We start from the raw sequence: 24,602 nt of genomic DNA on the forward strand, positions 1-24,602 counted from the left end.
CAGCTATTGCAGCCACTCCGCCATCGCTTCCCCGCACGCATTGGTATCGTCCGGCGAAGTAAACAAGCCATAGCCGTTTTTGCTTTTATGCGACTTTCTTATTTCGAACTGCAATATAGTATAAAGGCACTCCTATCAAAACAATTGCCAGCCCGATACCCGCATATTGCGGTTTCATTCCGATAAGAAAAATGCAAAATGTCAATGCGAGAATAATATAAATAATGGGCAGCACCGGATAGCCAAATGCCTTATAGGGCCGCTCCGCATCGGGACGCTTTTTGCGTAAGATGAAAATGCCCAGAATCGTCAATGCATAGAACAGCACCACAACGAACGCGATCATATCGAGTAGATCGCCATAACTGCCGCTCAAACACAGCAAACTTGCCATACCGCACTGTATCCACAGGGCAAAGGCAGGCACTGCATTTTTATTTAATACCCCGGTTTGTTTAAAGAAGAGGCCATCCTTGGCCATGGTGTAATATACACGGGCGCCCGCCAGGATCAACCCGTTGTTACAACCAAAAGTCGAGATCATGATCATTACCGCAATTACATAGGCACCTACATTACCAAAGATGGAGGTGGCCGCTGCAACTGCTACACGCTCCCCTTCCGGATACGCTATATGTTCCAGGGGCAGAACATTGAGATACATCAGGTTGGCCGTTACGTAAATGATGGTAACCACCAGGGTACCCAGGAAAAGGCTTAACCCGATATTTCTTTTCGGATTCTTTATTTCACCGGCGATAAAGGTCACATTGTTCCAGCTGTCGCTGCTGAAGATAGAGCCTACCATTGCAGCCGCTATGGCGCCAATGAGCGCCGTACCGCCGATGGGTAGCCATTCGCCCCCTTTAATGAAATTGCCCTGCGCGTCCTGCTGCAGGTGGGTAGCATTCATGCCCGTTTGCCAGTTCTCGGCCCAAAAGCTCTCTTTCACCAGTAAGAAACCCAAAATGATCAAACCGAACAACGACAGCAGCTTTACCGTCGTAAAGGAGGTTTGAATGATCTTTCCGCCCTTAATGCCTTTTGTATTGGTATATGTAAGAAATACGATCAATGCAATGGCCAGCAACTGGGCAGCGCTGATAGAAAAGGAATACTCCATAACGCCCTGCGCATTCAGGCCTTTTTCTATACCCCATAATTTATGGCTTTCGCTGAACCAGGGGATCAGGTAAGCCGTATAACGACTGAAAGCAACAGCTACTGCAGCGATCGTGGCGGTTTGTATCACCGAAAAAAAGCTCCAGCCATACAGAAAGCCGGCTAAAGGATTAAATGCTTCTTTGAGATATACGTATTGCCCGCCCGCTTTCGGATACATACCACTCAACTCCCCATAACTTACAGCAGCCGTGATGGTCATAAAACCGGTGATCAGCCATACAGCGATCATCCATCCGGCACTTCCTACATTACGGGTAATATCGGAGCTAACGATAAATATACCCGAACCGATCATTGAACCGGCTACCACCATGGTAGCATCCAATAAACTTAGCGATGGTTTAAATGATGAAGCGTGTTCTGCCATATTGGTTATATAAGGGTAAGAAAATCAGGTTTTAACACAAGATAAGGAAACTAACCCGAATCCCGGTTATCCCAAATTTCCACAGGTTTTCCAATTTTAGCAGGGACGCCGGCACGCTCAAAGCTGAAGGCGGAAGCTAGCAGGCAAAAAGGATTACGCCTAATGATGAAGGCTGAGGGAGAAGGCGGAAGACCGAAAGCCTTAGGCTGAAAGCAAAAGTCCGGAAGAAACATATTTGTCAATATGCCGCTTCCGGACTTTCATATTAAAGTGTTCTTGTTTTATTACTTCTACTTCCTGGTTCTCTCTTTCATTATCAAAAACCTGTCCCGATTTTAGTAAGGCGAATTATCACATTATCAAATTATCACATTATCAAATTATCACGTTATCAAATTATCACATTATTTTTTCTTTTCCTTATACTGTGAGTTCAGCCCTGAGATCAGATCACCGGTAATGTTAAACGCAGAATCTTTATAATAAATAATAAAACCCGGTTCGTAAGAAAGTATGTAAGAATACTTCTTTGACTTGTTGTATTCTTTTAAGAACTCTTCTACCTGCTTACGCAGCTCAGTCATCCTGTCCACTTGCAGCTTTTGCATTTCCTGTTCCAGTTCTCCTTTACGTTGCTGGTATTGCTGTTGCAGCAAACCTACTTCACGCTGGGCCTGCTCCCCTTCTGACTGGGTAATATTGTTGCCTTTTTCCTGCCACTTACGAATGGTGCGCTGGTACTTATTCGTTAAATCGTTCAATTCAGCATTCATGGCGTTCTCTTTCTTCTTGATATCGCCCGATACATCCTTGAAATACTCATAATGTTCCTGCAAAGAATCAATATCAAAATAAGCTATGGCGAAATTGGCAGGTGCATTTTTATCGGCAGGTGCCACTACTTTCTTTTTCGTTTCTGCTTTAGAGAATTGAAAATAAAACAGCACACCTATGAGAACAAGAGCGAGAATAGATAATATAGTAGAGATATTTTTCATGAACGCCTTTTTTGCAATATAGAATGTCTGACTAAAACAAAATTGTTAAAACTTTTAACAGAACAATAGCCTTATAAAAAAAGTAGGAAGGGGTTAGCTTCCTACTTTATATAAATTATCAAATTGCTGATCAATTACTCTTCTTCGTCAAAGCTCATCGCTTCGCGGGTTGTCTGTAGCAATTCATATTCTTCCTTGCTACCTACGATCATGTTCTCAAAGTCACGCAGACCAGTACCTGCCGGTATCGGGTGACCTGTGATCACATTCTCTTTCAAACCAAGCATATCGTCGGTCTTACCCTGAATGGCAGCCGATGACAGCACTTTGGTTGTTTCCTGGAACGATGCGGCTGAGATCCAGCTTTGCGTACCCAGCGATGCCTTGGTAATACCCAGGAGCACCGGGTGAGAGGTAGCCGGGTTAGCATCGCGGTACTCAACCAGCTTCTTGTCGGTACGACGCAGCAGGGAGTTCTCTTCGCGAATTTCACGCAGGCTAACGATCTGACCGGCTTTCAGACGGGCGCTTTCTCCCGGATCTGAAACGATCTTCTTATCAAAGATCCAGTCATTCTCATCGTTGAAGTCAAAGCGGTCAACCAGATCTTCTTCCAGGAAGCGGGTATCGCCCGGATCCACGATCTCTACTTTCTTCATCATCTGGCGAACGATCACCTCGATGTGTTTATCGTTGATCTTCACACCTTGTAAACGGTAAACCTCCTGAATTTCATTCACCACGTATTCCTGTACGGCGAACGGACCTTTAATAGACAGGATATCGCTCGGTGAAACCTGTCCGTCAGACAGCGGCGCACCGGCTTTGATAAAGTCACCATCCTGTACCAGGATCTGGCGGGTCAACGGAACCAGGTATTTCTTAATAACACCATCTTTCGCTTCTACCACGATCTCGCGGTTACCACGTTTGATGGCGCCGAAAGCTACCACACCGTCGATCTCGCACACGATAGCGGGGTTACCCGGGTTACGGGCTTCGAACAACTCGGTTACACGAGGCAGACCCCCGGTGATGTCGCGTTGCATCCGCAGCGTACGAGGTATTTTCACCAGCACCTGGCCGGCTCTCACTTCTTCAGCTTCGTCAACCACAATGTGTGAGCCTACAGGCAGGTTGTATTGTTTTACATCCTTACCCTCTACGATCAGGGTAGGTATCTTGGTCTTATCTTTTGTTTCAATAACCACTTTCTCGCGGTGACCTGTTTGTTCGTCGGCCTCTTCGCGGAAGGTTACACCTTCAATTACGTTGTCGAATCTTACCTGACCAACGATCTCGGCCACGATTACGTTGTTGAAGGGGTCCCAGGTACAGATGGTATCACCTTTTTTCACCTGTTGACCGTCTTTCACGAACAGGGTTGAACCGTAAGGAACGTTCACCACATTCAGCAGGCGGTCGTTCTTGATATCCATGTTACGGATCTCACCGGTACGACCGATAACCACCTGAATCGGATCGCCTTCATTGTTAACGGCAGGTACCGTACGCAAACCATCAAACTGAATGGTACCATCGAACTTGGCAGTGAGTGAAGATTCCACTGAAGCAGAACCGGCAACACCACCCACGTGGAAGGTACGCAAGGTAAGCTGTGTACCAGGCTCACCGATTGACTGGGCAGCAATAATACCTACTGCATCACCTTTCTGTGCCCGGTTACCGGTAGCCAGGTTCTTACCATAACATTTTACGCACACACCCCGTTTGCTTTCGCAGGTCAGCACCGAGCGGATCTCTACGGTTTCAATACCGGCTTCTTCGATTTGTTTGCCGATATCTTCGTTGATCTCTTTTCCGGCTTCAACGATCAGCTCATCGTTTTGCGGGTTGTATACGTTGTGGAGCGAAGTACGGCCAATGATACGGTCGTACAGCGGCTCTACGATCTCTTCATTATCTTTCAGTGCGCTGATGGCAATACCACGCAGCGTACCGCAATCTTCTTCTGTAATTACCACATCCTGGGCTACGTCAACCAAACGACGGGTCAGGTAACCGGCATCCGCTGTTTTAAGGGCGGTATCGGCCAAACCTTTACGGGCACCGTGCGTAGAGATGAAGTAATCCAATACGTTCAGACCACCTTTGAAGTTAGAGAGGATCGGGTTTTCGATGATCTCACTTCCGGTTGAACCTGACTTTCTGGGTTTCGCCATCAGCCCCCTGATACCGCACAGCTGTTTGATCTGCTGTTTGGAACCGCGGGCCCCGGAGTCAAGCATCATGTACACAGAGTTGAAGCCCTGTTTGTCGCTGCTCAGCTCACGGATCAACGTTTCGGTAATGCGGGTATCCACCCTCGACCAAATATCTACGATCTGGTTATACCGCTCGTTGTTGGTGATAAGACCCATGTTATAGTTATCCCATACCTCGTCTACTTCGCCTTTGGCCTGATCAAGCACATCGCCTTTGATAGACGGGATAATGAGGTCATTGATACTGAACGACAGACCACCTCTGAAGGCCGTACGGAAACCAAGCTGTTTGATATCATCCAGGAACTTGGCTGTTTTAGGCACATTCGTAATGGTGATGATGTCACCGATGATCTCGCGTAAGCTCTTCTTTGTTAACAGGGCGTTGATGTAACCAACTTCCTTGGGAACAAACTCGTTGAAGATCACACGCCCAACGGTTGTTTCTATCAGCTTTTTAACAATAACACCTTCGTTGTTGCGTACATCCACTTTCACTTTAATGTGAGCGTGCAGGTCAACGCGGTCTTCGTTATAAGCGATGATAACTTCTTCCGTGCTGTAGAATGCTTTTCCTTCGCCGCGGATCTTTTCAGTTTCGGTAGATTTTTTACCCTTGGTAATGTAGTACAGACCGAGTACCATGTCCTGTGAAGGCAGGGTCATCGGCGCACCATTCTGCGGGTTCAAAATGTTGTGTGATGAAAGCATCAGCAGCTGGGCTTCCAGAACGGCCGCGTTACTTAACGGAACGTGAACCGCCATCTGGTCACCGTCGAAGTCGGCGTTGAACGCAGAACACACGAGCGGGTGCAGCTGGATCGCTTTACCTTCTATCAGTTTAGGCTGGAAGGCCTGGATAGACAACCGGTGGAGCGTCGGGGCACGGTTTAACATTACCGGGTGCCCTTTCAGGATATTTTCCAGGATATCCCAAACCACCGCTTCTTTTCTATCTACCAGCTTACGAGCCGATTTCACCGTTTTAACGATACCCCTTTCAATCAGTTTACGAATGATGAACGGTTTGAACAATTCAGCCGCCATATCTTTCGGCAAACCGCACTCGTGCAGTTTCAGCTCGGGACCTACCACGATTACAGAACGGCCGGAGTAGTCAACACGTTTACCCAGCAGGTTCTGACGGAAACGGCCCTGTTTACCTTTCAGCACATCTGACAGTGATTTCAGGGCGCGGCCACCTTCAGCTTTAACCGCATTAGATTTACGGGAGTTATCGAACAGAGAGTCAACCGCTTCCTGAAGCATACGTTTTTCGTTACGTAAGATCACTTCAGGGGCTTTGATCTCCAATAATCTTTTTAACCGGTTGTTCCGGATGATCACCCGGCGGTACAGGTCGTTCAGATCAGAAGATGCGAAACGACCGCCATCCAGGGGAACCAGCGGACGAAGCTCCGGTGGAATAACCGGAATGTATTGCATTACCATCCACTCAGGGCGGTTGGTGATGCGGCTATTGGCCTCGCGGAATGCTTCTACCACGCTCAAACGCTTCAACGCATCGGCTTTACGCTGCTGTGAAGTTTCGGTAGCGGCTGCATTACGCAGGTCGAATGATAAGCTGTCGAGCTCAATTCTTTGCAACAGATCGTGTACCGCTTCGGCGCCCATCTTTGCAATGAATTTCTGCGGATCGTCATCCGGCAGGTACTGGTTCTCCTTGGGCAGGTTCTCCAGTATTTCCAGATATTCTTCTTCCGTTAACAGATCGCCTGATTTCAATCCGCGATCTTCACGGATACCAGCCTGAATTACCACGAAACGCTCGTAGTACACGATGCTCTCCAGTTTTTTGGAGCTAACACCCAGCAAGTAACCGATCTTATTTGGTAAGCTTTTGAAATACCAGATGTGAACTACAGGAACCACGAGTTTAATGTGGCCCATGCGCTCGCGACGTACTTTCTTTTCAGTTACTTCAACACCGCAACGGTCGCACACGATCCCTTTATAACGGATCCGTTTATACTTACCGCAGGCGCACTCATAATCTTTTACAGGTCCGAAAATACGTTCGCAGAATAAACCATCACGCTCGGGTTTGTATGTACGATAGTTGATGGTCTCGGGCTTCAATACTTCACCATAGCTGCGCTCTAAAATAGAATCCGGTGAGGCAAGCCCGATAGTGATCTTAGAAAACGTGGCTCTGGGACGATTATCTTTTTTAATAGCCATATTTCGTATTTCTTGTTTCTAGTTTTTTGTTTCTTGTTACCGGCGACAGTAACCCTTTTCATCATCCGTTGCGTCGCACACTTCAACGTTCGATTCGCTTATCGGCTATTCGAATTTCAGATCCAGACCTAAACCTCTCAATTCATGCACCAATACGTTGAACGACTCAGGAATGCCGGCTCTTGGAATATTATCGCCTTTAACAATCGCCTCATAGGTTTTCGCACGGCCGATAATATCATCTGATTTAATGGTGAGCAATTCCTGCAGGATGTTCGAAGCACCATAAGCTTCCAGTGCCCACACCTCCATTTCACCGAAACGCTGACCACCGAACTGTGCTTTACCACCCAGCGGCTGCTGTGTAATAAGACTGTAGGGTCCAATGCTACGGGCGTGCATCTTATCGTCAACCATGTGGTGCAGTTTGATCATGTAGATCACACCCACGGTAGCTTTCTGGTGGAAACGGTCTCCTGTTTCACCATCATACAGGTATGTATGACCAAAGCTTGGTAAACCTGCATCGTTGATGTGTTTGGCAATTTCCTCTGTGGTAGCTCCATCGAAGATCGGTGTAGCGAACTTCACACCCATTTTCAAACCGGCCCAGCCTAATACAGTTTCATAGATCTGGCCCAGGTTCATACGGGAAGGTACACCCAGCGGATTCAATACAATGTCAACCGGTGTTCCGTCTTCCAGGAACGGCATATCTTCAGCACGCACGATCTTGGCAACGATACCTTTATTACCGTGGCGACCGGCCATTTTATCACCCACTTTCAGCTTACGCTTAACAGCCAGGTATACTTTAGCCAGTTTCAAAACACCGGCAGGTAACTCATCCCCGATTGAAATGTTGAACTTCTCTCTTTTATATCTACCCAGTTCTTCGTTGTACTTGATATTGTAGTTGTGCAACAGCGTGTTGATGGCATCATCGATCTGCGCATCACCAGTCCAACCCAGCGGATTTACGTTCTGGTAATCGATAGAACCCAGGTTCTTTGGATTGAACTTGGCGCCTTTACCGATCTGCACTTCACCAAAGTTGTTGTTTACACCGGCAGACGCTTTATCTTTCAATAAGGTCTGCAGTTTATTCAACAGCTCTTCTTTCAGATCCTCAACATTCTTTTCATGCACTTTTTCCAGCTTTTCCAGGGCGGCCTTCTCACGGATCTTCGCGTTTTTGTCTTTCTTGGCGCGTTGGAACAGCTTTTTGCCGATCACTACTCCTTCTACCCCGTTTGGCGCTTTCAAAGAAGCATCTTTGGCATCCCCGGCTTTGTCACCGAAGATGGCGCGTAACAGTTTTTCTTCCGGCGTAGGATCGCTTTCACCTTTAGGCGTGATCTTACCGATCAGGATATCACCTTCTTTAATGGCGGCGCCCAAACGGATGATACCATTTTCATCCAGGTCTTTGGTAGCTTCTTCCGATACGTTTGGAATATCGGGTGTCAGCTCTTCCTCACCCAGTTTGGTATCGCGTACTTCCAGTTCATATTCAGAAATGTGAATAGAAGTGAACAGGTCTTCCTTGGCTACCCTTTCGCTGATTACGATCGCATCCTCGAAATTGTACCCTTTCCATGGCATGAAGGCCACTTTCAGGTTACGGCCCAGTGCCAGCTCACCTCCCTGTACCGCATAACCTTCTGTAAGGAAATCGCCTTTTTTCAGACGTTGTCCTTTTTTCACAGCAGGTTTGTGGTTGATACAGGTTTCCTGGTTGGTTTTTATGAATTTGGTCAGTTTGTATATTTTCAGGTCGTCTTCAAAGCTCACCAGGCGGTCAGCTTCTGTACGGTCGTAGCGAACATGAATTTCGCTGCCATCTACGTACTCAACCACACCCTCGCCTTCAGACAGGATCTGTACACGGGCGTCGCGGGCAGCTTTGGCTTCCAACCCTGTACCCACGATCGGGTTTTCAGGACGGATCAGCGGTACGGCCTGGCGTTGCATGTTCGATCCCATCAGCGCACGGTTGGCGTCATCGTGCTCCAGGAACGGGATCAGCGATGCACTCAATCCCACGATCTGGTTCGGCGCTACGTCCATGAATTCCACATCGTTCTTTTCGAGGATCGGGAAGTCGCCGGTCTGGCGGCTGGTGATCTTCTCTTCTACGAAATGGCCTTTATCATCGAGCGGCGAACTTGCCTGGGCGATCTTGGCATTATCTTCTTCTTCTGCACTCAGGAAGGTGAGCTTCTTCAGGTCAACCTTTCCGTTCTCTACTTTATGATAAGGCGTTTCAATAAAGCCCATTTCATTGATCTTGGCGTGAACGCACAAGGTAGAGATCAGACCGATGTTCGGACCTTCCGGTGTTTCAATGGTACACAGGCGGCCGTAGTGGCTATAGTGTACGTCACGAACCTCGAAACCGGCTCTTTCACGGCTCAAACCACCGGGTCCGAGGGCAGAGATACGGCGTTTGTGCGTGATCTCACTCAGCGGGTTGGTTTGATCGAGGAATTGTGATAACTGAGAGGTACCGAAGAAGGAATTGATCACAGATGACAGGGTTCTGGCGTTGATCAGGTCAACGGGTGTGAACACCTCATTATCGCGCACGTTCATTCTTTCGCGGATGGTACGCGCCATACGGGCCAGACCAACACCGAACTGAGCATATAACTGCTCACCTACGGTACGTACACGACGGTTGCTCAGGTGATCGATATCGTCGATCTCCGCTTTACCGTTGGTCAATCGAACCAGGTATTTGATGATCTCGATGATATCTTCCTTGGTCAGTGTTTTCTGATCCAGCGGCTGATTCAGCATCAGCTTGCGGTTGATCTTATAACGGCCTACTTCGCCCAGATCATAACGCTTGTCGCTGAAGAACAATTTATCAATGATACCGCGGGCTGTTTCATCATCCGGCGCATCGGCTCCGCGCAATTGGCGGTAGATGTGCTGAACGGCTTCCAGCTCGCTGTTTGAAGTATCTTTATTTAAGGTATTGTAAATGATAGCGTAATCACCACCAACGTCTTCTTTCTGCACGAATACGCTTTTCACATCCATGTCGGCGATCATATCTACCGCTTCTTCATCCAGCACGGTATCGCGCTCCAGCACCACCTCGTTTCTTTCGATAGACACTACCTCACCGGTATCTTCGTCTACGAAATCTTCTACCCAGGTTCTTAATACGCGGGCAGCCAGGCGTTTGCCTAAATACTTCTGTAATGATTTTTTATCGCCTTTCACTTCATCGGCCATCCCGAACAGCTCCAGGATGTCTTTATCGGTTTCATATCCGATAGAACGCAAGAGCGTGGTGACCGGGAATTTCTTCTTCCGGTCGATGTACGCATACATTACGTTATTGATATCGGTAGCGAACTCCATCCAGGCGCCTTTGAAAGGAATTACCCGGGCAGAATAGATCTTGGTGCCGTTGGGGTGAATGGACTGGCCGAAGAATACACCAGGAGAACGGTGTAATTGAGAAACCACCACACGCTCAGCTCCGTTGATCACGAAGGTACCGCGCGGGGTCATGTAAGGAATGTTCCCCAGGAACACATCCTGAACGATGGTCTGGAAGTCAACGTGCTCTTCGTCATTACAGCTCAGCCTCAGTTTCGCTTTAAGGGGAACAGCATATGTTAATCCACGCTCCATACACTCTTCAATGGTGTAGCGGGGCGGGTCAATGAAATAATCCAGAAATTCCAGCACGAATATGTTCCGTGTATCTGTAATAGGGAAATTTTCCTTGAACACCTTGAACAACCCTTCAATGTTACGCTTGTCGGGTGTGGTTTCTAACTGGAAAAATTCTTTGAACGATTGAATTTGTACTTCGAGTAAGTCAGGCGCCTCAGCAAGATTCTTGATTTTACCGAAGTTGACCCTGTTTGACAGTTTTGTTGAAGACATATTGCTTAAAACCGGTTTTTTTAATTGTTCGTACGACAAAACATCTATAGACAAAAAAAATTTTCCTTGAGAATTTTAGTCCTTTTTTGTTCCTGTTGAACGTCCAAGGTTAAATTCCCAAAGAATTAAAAAAGAGGCAGTTATGTTAAATTGGCCATGTAGCAACGTACCTCTGCTAATTAGCTTTTGTGAAAAATGGAGGGCAAAGGTAAGGAATATACCTTATAAAACAAGAAATTAATGACCAAAAATCGGACCGGAAATATGTCAGTCAGGCAGAATTTATGGGGAGCTGGATAGGTTAAAACGTCATGAACCGGATTCAAAGATAAAAACAAAGCCGCAAAGCCCGATGACTTTGCGGCTGAAAAATCTTACTTATTTATTCACTTATATGCCCGGATAACCGTCGTTCTGCGGTCTCAGGTTCGGATTGTTCTGCATTTCAATGGTAGGTAACGGGAACAGCAGATGTTTTTCCGCCAGCACCGCACCGCTTTCAGGTAATTTATGCCCAACGAAGTTCTCAAAGCTGTTGGTGTTTTCATTGTAAGCCGTCCTTCGTCGAACCATGTCGAACCAGGTGATGCCCTCATAACACAGTTCATGCCAGCGTTCGCGCAATACCGCGTCCCTGAAAGAGGTTTGGTTATAGCTGCCCAAAGTGCCGGTCATTAAACCTGCCCTGTCACGGATGCTTTTTAAGGCATTCAGGGCATCCTGGTTGGGACCGGAACCTGCTTCATTTTGCGCTTCAGCATAAGTGAGCAGCACCTGCGCATACCGGATATTCATCCAGTTAAGTCCGCTGATAGCAGTTCCTTTAACACCCGCGGTACCGTTCGCAACGATATCAAAATGTTTATAAATGTAAGGCGCACCCAAAGGCTTCAAAGCGCCATTACCGCCATCATAGTACGATGTATAAAAGAAACCCTGGCGGTCAACAGTTCTTTTGTCGCCTGGTTCAAATGAGTTATAGAACTGCACGGTTGGTGTAGTAGATCCCACTTCAGTACCATAGGCTGAGACATCTTTGAAGTTGGGTAACAATATGGCCTGGTTTCCATTGTTAGCCACCCCACCAAGGAACTGAATTTGAAAAATATGCTCGCCCTGATTTTCCGTTGATTCAAGGTGCAGGCTGTTGTAATCGCCAAACAGGCTGAACTTACCACTGGTTATTACCTCTTTGGCTTTATCGGCAGCCATTTGATAATATTCTTTTTTGTTAATAGGATAGCCAGCCATCGTTAAATATACTTCTGCCAGCAACGATTTAACAGCACCCAGTGAAACACGTCCGCTCTTATCGGTCCATTCCAGTCCAGAGGTTTCCGCCGTTTTAAGGTCATTTATTATCTGGCTGTAAACAGAATCTTTGGATGTGCGGCCAGCGTTTACCATAGGGTCACTAGCTGATAAAATAGAAGTCGTCAATAAAGGCACATCCCCAAACAGCCGTACCAGATAAAAATACGACCAGGCCCGTAAAAACTGTGCTTCACCCAGAACCTGCTTCTTTTTAGCTTCGTCCATTTTAATGCCTGGCACCTTATCTAATACCAGATTGGTTTGGGCAATCACCTGGTATAAGTTGGTCCACCAGTTAAGCACAAACACATTGTCGCCATTATAACTAAGTCCAAGCAGATTGTTCAGATCGGTATTTTGCCCGGTTTCCGTTTTAGCCGTACCTGTAGGCATTTCCAGCATGGAGAAATTATTGGCAAATATTCCGGCACCACCTGCAAAGAACCGGGTTCTGTCGTATGCTGCGGCAATGGCTGCATCAGCGTGACCGGGTAGTGTATAATAATTGTCGGGCGAAAGGTTCGACGGATCCTGATCTTCTTCTACCAGCCATTTCTTACAACCGGTGGCTGATACTGCCAGGGCACATAGTAATAGAATATATAATGAATTTATATTGCAGCGTTTCATATGAGCTTGTTTAATGTTACTTTATTATAATCCAACACTTACTCCCAGCATATAGGTAGTTGGCTTGGGATAATCAAAGAAGGTTTGGCCCTGTGCAAATGCATTATTATAAGTAGTTACCTCAGGATCGTTGCCCGAGAACTTTGTTTTCAGGAAGAAGTTTTGCACAGAAGCAGTTACGCGCAACCTGCTTAATTTAAACCTTTCTAACACACCTGCGGGAACATTATAGCCTAACAACAGGTTCTTACCACGAATAAAGGAACCATCTTCCACCCAACGGGTATCTACATTGGTTACATAACCTGCGCGGGTATCGCGGATGGTAGCGATCATGGTGTTGTTGTTATTTTTGCCAGGTTGATAATAATCCAGCACTGAGCTGAAGCTGTTCGCAATACCTGTTCTGTCTTCACCTGAGTGTTTGGTTTGATTCAGTACTTCGTTCCCGTACATGTATCCGATCTCAATGAGCAGGTCCCAGTTCTTATAGCTGAAACTATTGTTGAAAGAACCCCAGCCATCCGGATTGCCATTACCAATGATCACCCTGTCGAGGTCGTTAATAGCATAATCGCCGTTTACGTCAAGGTATTTCAAATCGCCGGGTAAAATGGGTTTACCACCGCGGTAGCTGGCAAACTTTGCAGCCTCTGCTCTTTCAGCATCTGTCCATACGCCCTGGCGTACCAGACCCCAGAATGAACCAACAGGCTCTCCTACCTTAATGATACCGGTGTTTGATAAAAAGTTTGGATTGCCTGAATAAATTGGCGCTGGCGTTGCCAGCGAAAGCACTTTATTTCTGTTCATGGAAATATTAAAGGTGGTGCTCCATGAAAAGTCCTGGGTTTTTATGTTGATAGTATGCAAAGTGAACTCAACCCCTTTGTTCTCCATGCTGCCAATATTCTTGGTATAAAAATTATAACCGGTTGATCTTGGCAATGGCGACTCCAGCAACATGTCGGTTGTTTTGCGATAATAAAGATCTGCTTCAAAGCTGATCCTGTTTTCTAAAAGGCCTAACTCCACACCGGCATCCGTTTGAGCTGTTTTTTCCCATTTCAGATCAGGATTCCCCAGCCTGCCTGTTCCTACACCAGAGAACCTGGCATTGTTAAAGATGGCGGTGTAAGAACCCAGTAAGGGATCAGATGAAAAGGGCGCAATTTCCGAGTTACCCGTTAATCCATGGCTTACGCGGAACTTTAGATGCGACACCGTCTTGCTGTTTTTCAGAAACTCTTCGTTAGAAGCATTCCATGCTACAGCAGCGGAAGGGAAGAAGGCGAACTTATGATTGTCGCCGAATTTTGAACTGCCATCAACACGGCCGGTAAAAGTAACCAGGTACTTTTGCTGGTAGCCATAATTGACGCGGCCAAAGTAGGAGTTGAAAGCAAATTGGCTCCTGTTTGAAGAGGACGCATTTTGCACACTGCCTGCTCCCAGGTTATAGTATTGGAAAAAGTCGGTCGAAAAGTTCTGGGCGCTGGCATTAACAGAGGTATAATTTGTTCCCTGCCATGAAAGCCCTACTAAACCATTCACTGTATGGTCGTCATTGATGGTTTTGGTGTAGTTCAGGAATGTTTCAGACGACCAGTAAATCTCGCGGTTGTCAAAAATACTGGCAGTACCGTTCTGATCCATGGATATATTATGAAGTGAACGGCCGCTGAATTGATTCTCCTGCCTTTGAACAACACTCACCCCTACCTGGCTCTTGATATCAAAACCATTACCCAGCAAAAGATTCACATAAGCATGTCCCAACATATTCTGAACATTTACCAGATACTTTCTATCTGTCATGATATGTACCGGATTTGAACCGCCTTCAGCCCCGGGATAAAGATAGTTATCACCCCATGTGCCGTCGGCAAACTTTACCGGCAGGAAAGGGAATGCTTCTGTGATCATCCGCACGGAGTTCAAACCGCCAGTGCCCTGGTCAACCAGGTTCTCTTCCTGGTTATTATAACTTACACTTCCGCCGATCCTCAGCCATTCTTTTGGTTTCAGATCGAGCACGAACCGGGCTGAATACCGTTTCAGGTATGAATTAAGCAGCAACCCATTATCATCGCGGTAGCCCAGGAACAAGCCATACAAATTGCCATTGTTTCCTCCGGTTACGCCTATCTGATGATTTTGGGAAAGCTTATGTTGTACTGACTCTTTCAGCCAGTCGGTATTATATAATGGATTACCATTCGCATCAAACAGGTTCGGCAAACTTTGCCTTTTTACACGTGGATCTACAGCCGAGGAATAGTTACCGGCGGCCCAACCTGCGGGGTCATATACCTTAATATTATCATAGGCCAGATTTTCGAGATCAACGTATTGTTGTGCATTGAGCATATGCACTCTTTTCGGGCCAATAGTAGGCATACTGAAATTACCATCATAAGTAATTTTGGTGGGCCCGCTTGTACCGCGTTTGGTCGTAATAAGTACTACACCATTGGCGCCACGGGCACCGTAGATGGCGGTTCCGGATGCGTCTTTCAGCACTTCTACCGAAGCAATATCATTCGGGTTGATATAATCGATAGAATTACTGTTGAGAGTTTGGTTACCGATGGGTATATACACCCCGTCGACCACATACAGTGGGTTGTTCGATGAATTGATGGAGCTGAAACCGCGTACCCGGATCCTGGTTTGTCCGCCGGGACGGCCAGAGTTGGTTGTAACCTGAACCCCGGCTATACGGCCCGACAAAGCTTCGTTCACCGAAGCAGCCGGCCGCTCCTGTAGCTGGGAAGCTTTTACCGACCCTACCGATCCGGTAAGGTCTCTTTTCTTAACGGTACCATAACCGATGACGACCACTTCGCTCATAGAGCCTTTACTGAGCTGCATTTGAATGCTTAAGGTCGTTTCCTCCCCAACCTTCATTTGGTAGCCTTCATAACCAGTGTGGGAGAAAATAAGCGTTGCGCCGGGCTCTGCATTGATACTGAAATTTCCACTCATGTCGGTACTCGTACCTAATGACTGCCCCTTAACCTGAACCGATACACCGGGCAGCGGTGACCCATCTTTGGCATCGGTCACTTTTCCGCTAATGCCACGGCTTTGCGAATAGGTTAAACCTGAAATAAAAAGTGCGAGCAAACTTAGCAGACATAGGCGTCCGACGAAATAAAACTGCTTTTTCATACGCAAGTTTTGGTTTTTTAAAAATGTACTATATCGTTTTAGCAAATAGAGCCATAAGGCCCTCTCGTTACATATTACATTGTCCACAATAGATTACAATAGGTTTTAACGGCTATACTAAATACGGCTACAATTGCTGGAGTTCTGATACATCAACTCCGGTTTTGTCATACCAAGGGTCAGGAAGGGAAGATTTTCTATGGGTACTAAAATGCAAACTCGAAAAGTCACTAACAGATATTGTGCATCATTGTTGTACCCGTTTTCAAGGGAGCGAATTGATCTCTTAATTATTTCTGATTAGCCAGGCCGGGAACATGAACAATAATAAGCCTGCATACATCTGCAAAAAGAATTAGCAATAAGCATATGGCGAAAAATTTGAGAATAATCGTTTTCAACTTAAAATTAGCAATTCTAAAACGTTTTTGCAAAATATTTGTCATGAAGTCGAGGTTAATTTTATTCAGGCATAAAAACGCAGGTTCATGAGATAGAAATACAGCGCTTCACATAAGCTCTTTATGAACTTATATGAAGACCTGCCTGGTAATTATTGTGGGATATTCTTACTTAGCCTTCGGCTAAGGGGCCAGGAAAGACGCAAAATTTTGCAGGTATGGGGCCTGCTGCACCCTTCTTATAATGACCCTTATTTATTTACTTTTTGAACGAATTCGGTCGTTCCTCTAACGACCAGTCCAGGTGAGATCTCGATCTTGGTCTCTGCATTTGAATTTCCCTTACCCAGCTGATCCATAAGTAGTTCCAGCGCCGTTTTGGCAATGTCCTCCGCGGGCTGGCGAATGCAGGTGATGCCGGGGGGATAAAGGCGGAATACGTCATGGTCATCGAAGCAGATCATTGCCAGGTCATTAGGCAGTTTAAGCCCCAGGCGGTGAATACTTTCAAGACCCTGCAAGCCGAGGTAGTTGGTAGCAAAGAACACAGCTTCCAGGTCAGGCGCATTTTGAATGAAAGAAGTCACCTGTTCTATGCCAAGCTCTTTATCTTCTTCGTATTTGAGCGTGAGTACAAGGTTGTCTGTCGAGAGCCCAGCCAGCTGCATACTGTCTTCGAACGCCTTTAGGCGTTGCTCTATTTGTACCAGGTTCAGGTCAACCGTTACAAATCCGATCCGGCGGTAGCCTTTTTCAATAAGGTGCGCCATGCCCTTTTTCACGCCTTCATAATTATTTACCAGCACGTGGGGTACATCAATACCGGGAAAATAGCTGTCCATCAGCACGACCGGTTTGTTATCGGCGATCAGCTCTTTGATATCCTGCTCCATACCCGGTGTGGGTGTAATAATATAACCATCTACCTGGCGCTGAGACAGCATTCCGATGAGCTCCTTCCCTTTCTGCCGGTTATTCTCCGTACTTGTATAAACGACTTTGTAGCCAAAGCGGGCGGCTTCCTCTTCAATGATGCGCGACAGGGAGGCAAAAAAGTTACCCGATATGGTTTCAACGATCAATCCTAAGATCTGTGACTTGCCGGTTCGCAGGCTTACCGCGACAGGATTAGGATGATAGCCTTCTTTTTTAGCCACCTCCATGATCTTACTGGCCAATGTTTCACTGATCCGCATTTGTTTTGCCTTGCCATTGAGCACAAATGATACGGTTGAGGGCGACACACCGGCTATGCGAGCGATATCTTTGAGGGAGACCCGTTTCATATTTGTTTATATGTTATATAAAGGAGACTACTAAACTATGAAAATAAAACTTACAAAAATTGATTTCCCCCATATAATAACAAAACCCCGGTGTAAACACCGGGGCCTGTAACTATTTTGAAAGTCATGTTTATTTAACTTCCACTTCAGCGCCAGCTTCTTTCAGCTTAGCAACCAGAGCGTCAGCATCAGCTTTGCTGATACCTTCTTTAACTGGTTTTGGAGCACCATCAACTAAGTCTTTAGCTTCTTTGAGACCAAGACCAGTTAATTCTTTAACCACTTTCACTACGTTCAGTTTGTTAGCACCACCGTTTTTCAGGATAACGTCGAAAGAAGTCTTTTCTTCTGCAGCAGCGGCAGCAGGACCGGCAGGACCAGCAGCAACAGCTACAGCAGCAGCAGCAGGCTCAATGCCGTACTCTTCTTTCAGGATCTTAGCTAACTCGTTAACTTCTTTTACAGTCAGGTTCACCAACTGTTCTGCAAATGCTTTTAAATCTGCCATTGTTGTAAATTTTTCCCGCCTTCATTGCCTGTGCTCCGGCGGATGTTTAAAAAAATTTGTGTTTGATAACTCTCAGGCCAGAGTTAGTATTTTCGTTGAGCTTATTGGCTAATGTGCATATTAGCTAGTCAGCACATTACTAATTATGCATTTCTGTCTTCCAATGCTTTTACCAGGCTTGCCAGCTTGTTGCCGGCGTTCAGGCCGCTGATAACATTCTTGGCAGGTGATTGCAACAAGCCGATGATCTCCCCGATAAGGTCGTTTTTGCTTTTCAGGGTGGTCAGGGTCTGCAGCTGATTGTCGCCCATGAAGACGTCACCATCGATGAAAGCGGCTTTCAGCTCAGGCTTGGTAGCATCTTTTTTACCAGCTTTACGGAAGTCGCTGATGATCAGTGCAGGCTCTTTGGGGTTCTCACTGAACATCAAAGCGGTAACACCATGCAGTGAATCGAACATGCCGGCATACCTTTTTTCGTCTAAAGCTTCGAGCGCTTTGCGAATGAGGGTATTTTTGGCCACTTTCATTTCAACTTTCTTATTGAAACATACCCGGCGCAGATTACCTACCTGCTCAACCGTTAATGATTCTGTATTTGTTACATAGAAATTGTTGTATTGAGAGAATTTCTCTTTCAATACTTCAATTACTTCATTTTTTTCCTGTTTTGTCATAACGCTAATATTTTGTTGGTTTCGCTCATAATCACGCCTGCGCGTAATTACATCGTCGCGTTATTAAAGTTTAGTTCATTAAAGATTTTGTGTCAACTGCAATAGCAGGACTCATGGAGCTGGCCATGAATACGCTTTTCAGGTAAGTACCTTTTGCAGACGAAGGCTTTGCCTTGATGATTGCATCGATCAGCTGGTGGCTGTTCTCAGCAATTTTCTCAGGGCTGAAGCTTACGCGGCCGATAGAAGCATGAACGATGCCAGCTTTATCGACTTTGAAAGCGATCTTACCACCTTTAACCTCGTTTACAGCTGCAGCCACATCATTGGTAACGGTACCTGTTTTAGGGTTGGGCATCAGGTTACGGGGACCTAAGATCTTACCCAGTTTACCAATTTTAGGCATTACAGAAGGTGTAGCGATGATTACGTCTACGTCAGTCCAGCCACCTTCAATTTTTTGAACAAACTCATCGAGGCCAACAAAATCGGCGCCGGCTGATTTTGCATCCGCTTCTTTATCGGGTGTACATAATACCAGTACTCTTTTGGTTTTACCGGTACCATGCGGCAGGGTAACTGTACCACGGATCGCCTGATCGGCTTTCTTAGGATCTACCCCTAAGCGGATGTGAAGATCTACCGATGCATCAAACTTTGTAGTGTTTACGGTTTTCACGATAGAGGAAGCCTCTTTCAGTGAATACACTTTATTTTTATCGACTTTAGCGTCAACTGCTTTTCTTTTTTTAGGAATTCTTCCCATTGTCATTCGTTTTTAAATGTCCCGCCCTGCGGGAACAGTGAACAATTAATTTTCCCAGGGAGCTTTACCATCTACGGTAAGACCCATGCTGCGGGCGGTACCAGCCACCATGCGCATAGCGCTTTCCAGGGTGAAACAATTCAGGTCGGGCATTTTGTCTTTTGCAATAGCCTCTACCTGGTTCCAGTTCACTTTACCAACCTTATTACGGTTAGGTTCTTTAGAACCGCTTTGTAATTTGGCGGCTTCCAGCAACTGAACGGCTGCAGGAGGCGTTTTAATTACAAACTCGAATGATTTGTCGGAATAAACGGTGATCAATACAGGGAGAACTTTTCCCATTTTATCCTGCGTGCGGGCGTTGAATTGTTTGCAGAATTCCATGATATTGATACCCTTGGAACCCAGTGCAGGACCTACAGGAGGAGCCGGATTTGCCTGGCCGCCTTTTACCTGTAGCTTTACGTAGCCGGTAATTTCTTTTGCCATTTTTACTGATTTATTGGTTCAAACGATCGTTCATTGGCCAGTGGGCGAACTACTGGATCTCCCAAATTCCTCTGCTCCCGCTTTGGCGGGGAACTAAAAAGAACTTTCTTTTGGGGACGCAAAGGTAACAAAACTTTCGAAAAAACAAAGTCTTTTTCTCACATCAAAAATCGGCTGCAATATACGCCGGATAACTGTTCCACGTTGCCGGTTGCAAGTTACCGGTCGCCGGTTACCAGTTGCCGGTTACCAGTTACCGGTCGCCGGTTACCGGTTACCAGTCACCGGTGGCCAGTTACCGGTTATCAGTTGCCAGTTACCGGTTGCCCGTTACCCGGCACACCACTACCGGCTATCGGTTACCAGCCGCCGGTTGCTGGACAATTACCGAACACTCCCCTAGGTACAAGCAGATTATCGGGTTGCCGGAGACCAGTCGCCAGTCACCAATTACGGGTCGCTTGGCAACGACCTAAACTCCCCTGCCCTACGAGCAAATTACCAGTCGCTGGTTACGGGGCACCAGTTGCCGGCCGCCGATGACCGGTTACCAGTCGCCAGTTACCAGTCGCCGGTCGCCATTTACCCAACACTCGATACCCTACTGCCGATCAGGTATTGGTAATCGCGGATACCGGCCGCCGATTACCGGTTACCAACCTCAGTCCCGGCCACCTCATCGCCGCTCACCTGCCCCCATTGCAATGGCCGGTTTGCCCACTGCCTACCAGATGGTCTGTCCTTTCCATCGTACCCCTAACCACCCATTGCCTTCATATACAAAAAAGGATCATCATTAACATACTTGTATCTCTCAACGCACGAATACCCATCATATAAACCCATATGCTTAACCTTGTTCTTTACCGTACACTTCTTAATGCCGGTTAAACGATTTATTATATTTAATATAACCATCGTTACGTTATACCACCGCTGTAGTTACCTGATATTAGTTGCTTTTGTATGTGGCCATGTAAGCCCCTGCTCCATTAAGCATACTTCCGGCGAAGACCGCCTGCCCATCTCATGAAACGTAGTGTGCATAAGGATTTCAGCTCTATGAACAGCCTCAGGGCACAACCATATTGCAGCTATTTAAGATAGGTATTGATGCCCTGCGAACACATCATAAATACCCATCAATGATGGCCGGAATTTTGCAAGAGGAGCCGTCTATAACAGCAGAATGAAACCTCATATAAGACGACCACTGTTAGCAAAATGGTAGTAGTTTTTTATTTTTTGAATTTTTATACGTAGCTTTTGCGTTTAATTATAATAACGCTTCTTCTTATAGAAATTAACCAACAACAAAAAACACATCAACACTATGGCCAAAGCAAAGAAAAAAGCAGCTAAAAAAGCCGCTCCTAAGAAAGCAGCGAAGAAAAAATCACCGGCCAAAAAAGCAGCCAAGAAAGCCGTGAAGAAGGCCGCTAAGAAAGCTGCCAAAAAAGCTGCCCCTAAAAAAGCAGCGAAGAAAGCAGCAAAAAAAGCCGTAAAGAAAGCAGCTAAAAAAGCGGCTCCTAAAAAAGCAGCCAAGAAAGCAGCAAAAAAAGCAGCTCCTAAGAAAGCCGCTAAGAAAGTTGCTTCCAAAGCACCGGTAAAAAAAGCAGCTAAAAAATCAGCGCCGAAAAAGAAAAGAGCTGTAGCCAAACCAGTAGCAGAGTCTGTTCAGGAACAAGAGCCGATGATCGCTCCGCCAATGATGGATGAGGATACGGTTGAAACAGATACTGATGTTGATACAGATGATGTTGATGCAGACACTGATGCTGATGATGCAGATGACACCGATGATACTGATGATGCAGATGTTGATGTGGACGATGAGGATGAAGACGAAGAGGAAGACGAGGATGAAGATGAAGAAGACGAGGATGAAGATGAAGACGAGGATGAAGACGATTCCGATGCCGTCGAAGAAACTGTTGAAGAAGATTTCGATGAAGACGAAGATGAGGATGAGGATGAAGATCAACGGTAAGCAATTCCAGGTGTTTTGCTACTACATAAAAGTTTGACCTTTCCCGATGCGGAAAGGTTTTTTTATGTCCACCCATCAAAAAAAACATCCGCCCGGAGGCAGATGTTCTATCAGTATTTTATGAGTGAGGTCTTAACTTAATTTTTCAACCTGCATGTAGTTCAGCTCTACCGGCGTTGATCGCCCGAAGATCTTCACCGTTACTTTCAGTTTCTTCTTCTCGTCGTTCACCTCTTCAATGATACCATTAAAGTCGTTGAACGGTCCTTCTATGATCTTGATCGTTTCACCAACAATAAATGGCTCGCTCATGCTTACACCGCCCGTTTCGGCCATTTCATCCATTTTACCGAGCATTTTATTAACCTCGGCCTTCCGAAGGGCGATAGGATTTTCCTTACCCAGAAAATGGATCACATTGGTAGTATTCTTAATAGCTTCCCGTAAGTCGTCAGATAATTTATTTTCCAGCACTTCAATCATTACATAGCCTGGGTAATAGTTGCGCTCACGCATTACTTTTTTACCATTCTGCACCTTGTATACTTTTTCCACAGGCAGAAACACTTGCTTAACCACCTCACCCCATCCGCCGCGGGAGATCTCTTTGTCAAGGTACTCTTTTACCTTGCGCTCTTTACCGCTCACCACCCGCAGCACATACCATTTAGTTTCTTGTTGTTGAGTAGCTTGTTCCATTATTAAAATAAAGAATATATAAATTTAAGAGCTTGCTGAGCTACCAGGTCCATTACCCAAACCACCCCGGTGATCAGTAAAGTAGCTACCAGTACGATAACGGTAGACTGCTGCAACTGCGTCCAGGTAGGCCAGGTCACCTTCTCTATCAGCTCCCGGTATGATTCCCTGAGGTATATTGATATTTTATTCATGTTCAATTAATTATCAATGGGCTGATGATCATTTAGCACATTGTAAAAGCACGGGCACTAGGATTCGAACCCAGATCGAAGGTTTTGGAGACCTCTATTCTACCATTGAACTATGCCCGTAGATACGCTGAACGATTAAGGCTCAACAGGTAAGGCTGGTAAAAGCACCCGTTTTCGCATTACACGTTCAACGTAAAAGAACTTTTTTAGAAAGCAAAGTACTTGAACGTGGTGAGCTCAAGTACTTTACAAATATACGTAACTCCTTTCTCACTCCGCCAGCCGGCGAAGGATGAGGGTCATTATTTCAGGATTTCAGTAACCTGACCGGCACCTACTGTACGGCCACCTTCGCGGATCGCGAATTTCAGACCTTTTTCCATCGCGATAGGCTGGATCAGTTTTACTTGCAGCGTGGTGTTATCACCAGGCATTACCATCTCAGTACCAGCTGGTAATTCTACTTCACCAGTTACGTCAGTGGTACGGAAGTAGAACTGAGGACGGTATTTGTTGAAGAATGGAGTGTGACGTCCACCTTCTTCTTTGCTCAGTACGTAAACCTCGCCTTTGAATTCAGTGTGAGGAGTGATAGAACCAGGTTTTACGATAACCATACCGCGGCGGATATCTTTCTTTTCAATACCGCGCAACAGCAGACCTGCGTTGTCACCAGCTTCACCTTCATCCAGTAATTTGCGGAACATTTCAACACCAGTTACAGTAGAAGTCAGCGGTTTTTCAACCAGACCAACGATTTCTACACCTTCACCTACTTTAACACGGCCTCTTTCGATACGACCGGTAGCAACTGTACCACGACCAGTGATTGAGAATACGTCTTCAACAGACATCAGGAACGGTTGGTCAACCGGACGGGGAGGTAATGGGATGTAAGAATCTACAGCAGCCATCAGTTCTTCTACAGCTGCAACCCATTTTGCTTCACCAGCCAGAGCGCCGGTAGCAGAACCCTTGATGATAGGAGTATTGTCGCCGTCGAAACCGTAGAAGCTTAACAGCTCGCGGATTTCCATTTCAACCAGCTCCAGTAACTCTGGGTCATCAACCAGGTCAACTTTATTCATGAATACCACCATACGAGGAACGCCTACCTGACGAGCAAGCAGGATGTGTTCTTTTGTTTGGGGCATAGGACCATCTGTAGCAGCCACAACCAGAATAGCACCATCCATCTGGGCAGCACCGGTGATCATGTTCTTCACATAGTCAGCGTGACCGGGGCAATCCACGTGTGCATAGTGACGATTTGCAGTCTGATACTCCACGTGCGCGGTGTTGATTGTGATACCACGCTCTTTTTCTTCAGGAGCTGCATCGATCTCGTCATATTTTTTTGCCTGCGCCAAACCCGATTTAGCCAAAATGGTGGTGATGGCGGCAGTTAAAGTGGTTTTACCGTGGTCGATGTGACCGATGGTACCAACGTTAACGTGAGGTTTATCCCTCTTGAAAGTCTCTTTTGACATCGTTATCTGTTTTTAGTTGTGGTTTTACAATTTATTAAAACGCGTCCCTTATACCCTCGCAGGCAAAAGGATTTATGTAACCGGCAGCAGAAAGCCTA

General features: G+C 46.2%; 16 protein-coding genes and 1 tRNA gene. 2 read left to right on the plus strand and 15 right to left on the minus strand.

Translation table 11 applies throughout. The features are described from left to right. Positions 1 to 85: 85 nt before the first annotated feature. From JT717_RS22555 to rplK, 11 genes are all read right to left on the minus strand, one after another. Entirely contained in the window at positions 86 to 1,552 is a 1,467-nt protein-coding gene (locus tag JT717_RS22555) for an APC family permease (RefSeq protein WP_205513307.1), read from the minus strand. A 404-nt stretch (positions 1,553 to 1,956) separates the two neighbouring features. Continuing rightward, the gene (locus tag JT717_RS22560) at positions 1,957 to 2,550 is read right to left on the minus strand and encodes an OmpH/Skp family outer membrane protein (protein WP_205513308.1); all 594 of its coding nucleotides are present in this window, start codon (positions 2,548 to 2,550) and stop codon (positions 1,957 to 1,959) included. Between the two features lie 134 nt (positions 2,551 to 2,684). After that, positions 2,685 to 6,977, minus strand: a complete 4,293-nt coding sequence (rpoC, locus tag JT717_RS22565) for a DNA-directed RNA polymerase subunit beta' (protein ID WP_205513309.1) — start codon at positions 6,975 to 6,977, stop codon at positions 2,685 to 2,687. 105 nt (positions 6,978 to 7,082) lie between these two features. Further along, the gene (gene rpoB, locus JT717_RS22570; RefSeq protein ID WP_205513310.1) at positions 7,083 to 10,886 is read right to left on the minus strand and encodes a DNA-directed RNA polymerase subunit beta; all 3,804 of its coding nucleotides are present in this window, start codon (positions 10,884 to 10,886) and stop codon (positions 7,083 to 7,085) included. Positions 10,887 to 11,276: 390 nt separating this feature from the next. Continuing rightward, on the minus strand, positions 11,277 to 12,830 hold the full coding sequence (locus tag JT717_RS22575) for a RagB/SusD family nutrient uptake outer membrane protein (protein WP_205513311.1): 1,554 nt from the start codon (positions 12,828 to 12,830) through the stop codon (positions 11,277 to 11,279). 24 nt (positions 12,831 to 12,854) lie between these two features. After that, the gene (locus JT717_RS22580; RefSeq protein ID WP_240348364.1) at positions 12,855 to 16,004 is read right to left on the minus strand and encodes a SusC/RagA family TonB-linked outer membrane protein; all 3,150 of its coding nucleotides are present in this window, start codon (positions 16,002 to 16,004) and stop codon (positions 12,855 to 12,857) included. Between the two features lie 652 nt (positions 16,005 to 16,656). Beyond that, entirely contained in the window at positions 16,657 to 17,691 is a 1,035-nt protein-coding gene (locus tag JT717_RS22585; protein WP_205513313.1) for a LacI family DNA-binding transcriptional regulator, read from the minus strand. Between the two features lie 130 nt (positions 17,692 to 17,821). Further along, a complete protein-coding gene (gene rplL / locus JT717_RS22590) occupies positions 17,822 to 18,199 on the minus strand; it encodes a 50S ribosomal protein L7/L12 (RefSeq protein WP_205513314.1) in 378 nt (125 codons plus the stop codon). A 143-nt stretch (positions 18,200 to 18,342) separates the two neighbouring features. Further along, positions 18,343 to 18,876 (minus strand): 50S ribosomal protein L10, encoded by a 534-nt coding sequence (gene rplJ / locus JT717_RS22595; RefSeq protein ID WP_205513315.1) that lies wholly within the window; start codon positions 18,874 to 18,876, stop codon positions 18,343 to 18,345. Between the two features lie 70 nt (positions 18,877 to 18,946). Further along, complete coding sequence (gene rplA, locus JT717_RS22600; RefSeq protein WP_205513316.1) at positions 18,947 to 19,642, minus strand: 50S ribosomal protein L1; 696 nt, start codon at positions 19,640 to 19,642, stop codon at positions 18,947 to 18,949. A 45-nt stretch (positions 19,643 to 19,687) separates the two neighbouring features. Further along, complete coding sequence (rplK, locus tag JT717_RS22605) at positions 19,688 to 20,131, minus strand: 50S ribosomal protein L11 (RefSeq protein ID WP_132566883.1); 444 nt, start codon at positions 20,129 to 20,131, stop codon at positions 19,688 to 19,690. Positions 20,132 to 20,342: 211 nt separating this feature from the next. Here rplK and JT717_RS22610 point away from each other — a divergent pair, with 211 nt between their 5' ends. Together JT717_RS22610 and JT717_RS22615 are read left to right on the plus strand one after the other, a co-directional pair. Next, the gene (locus tag JT717_RS22610) at positions 20,343 to 20,534 is read left to right on the plus strand and encodes a hypothetical protein (RefSeq protein WP_205513317.1); all 192 of its coding nucleotides are present in this window, start codon (positions 20,343 to 20,345) and stop codon (positions 20,532 to 20,534) included. A 930-nt stretch (positions 20,535 to 21,464) separates the two neighbouring features. Then, positions 21,465 to 22,121: a hypothetical protein gene (locus JT717_RS22615; protein WP_205513318.1), complete on the plus strand. Its 657-nt coding sequence runs from the start codon at positions 21,465 to 21,467 to the stop codon at positions 22,119 to 22,121. A gap of 132 nt (positions 22,122 to 22,253) precedes the next feature. Here the strand turns inward: JT717_RS22615 and nusG are convergent, their stop codons facing one another. The 4 genes from nusG to tuf form a co-directional block, all read right to left on the minus strand. Further along, positions 22,254 to 22,820 (minus strand): transcription termination/antitermination protein NusG, encoded by a 567-nt coding sequence (gene nusG, locus JT717_RS22620; RefSeq protein ID WP_081150214.1) that lies wholly within the window; start codon positions 22,818 to 22,820, stop codon positions 22,254 to 22,256. Between the two features lie 2 nt (positions 22,821 to 22,822). Continuing rightward, on the minus strand, positions 22,823 to 23,014 hold the full coding sequence (gene secE / locus JT717_RS22625; RefSeq protein WP_205513319.1) for a preprotein translocase subunit SecE: 192 nt from the start codon (positions 23,012 to 23,014) through the stop codon (positions 22,823 to 22,825). 49 nt (positions 23,015 to 23,063) lie between these two features. Continuing rightward, positions 23,064 to 23,134, minus strand: a tRNA-Trp gene (locus tag JT717_RS22630). Positions 23,135 to 23,316: 182 nt separating this feature from the next. Next, positions 23,317 to 24,504, minus strand: coding sequence for an elongation factor Tu (tuf, locus tag JT717_RS22635; protein ID WP_205513320.1), 1,188 nt, complete (start codon positions 24,502 to 24,504; stop codon positions 23,317 to 23,319). Positions 24,505 to 24,602 lie beyond the last annotated feature (98 nt).

It is taken from the genome of Longitalea arenae, from assembly GCF_016924755.1.
Lineage (GTDB): Bacteria > Bacteroidota > Bacteroidia > Chitinophagales > Chitinophagaceae > Niastella > Niastella arenae.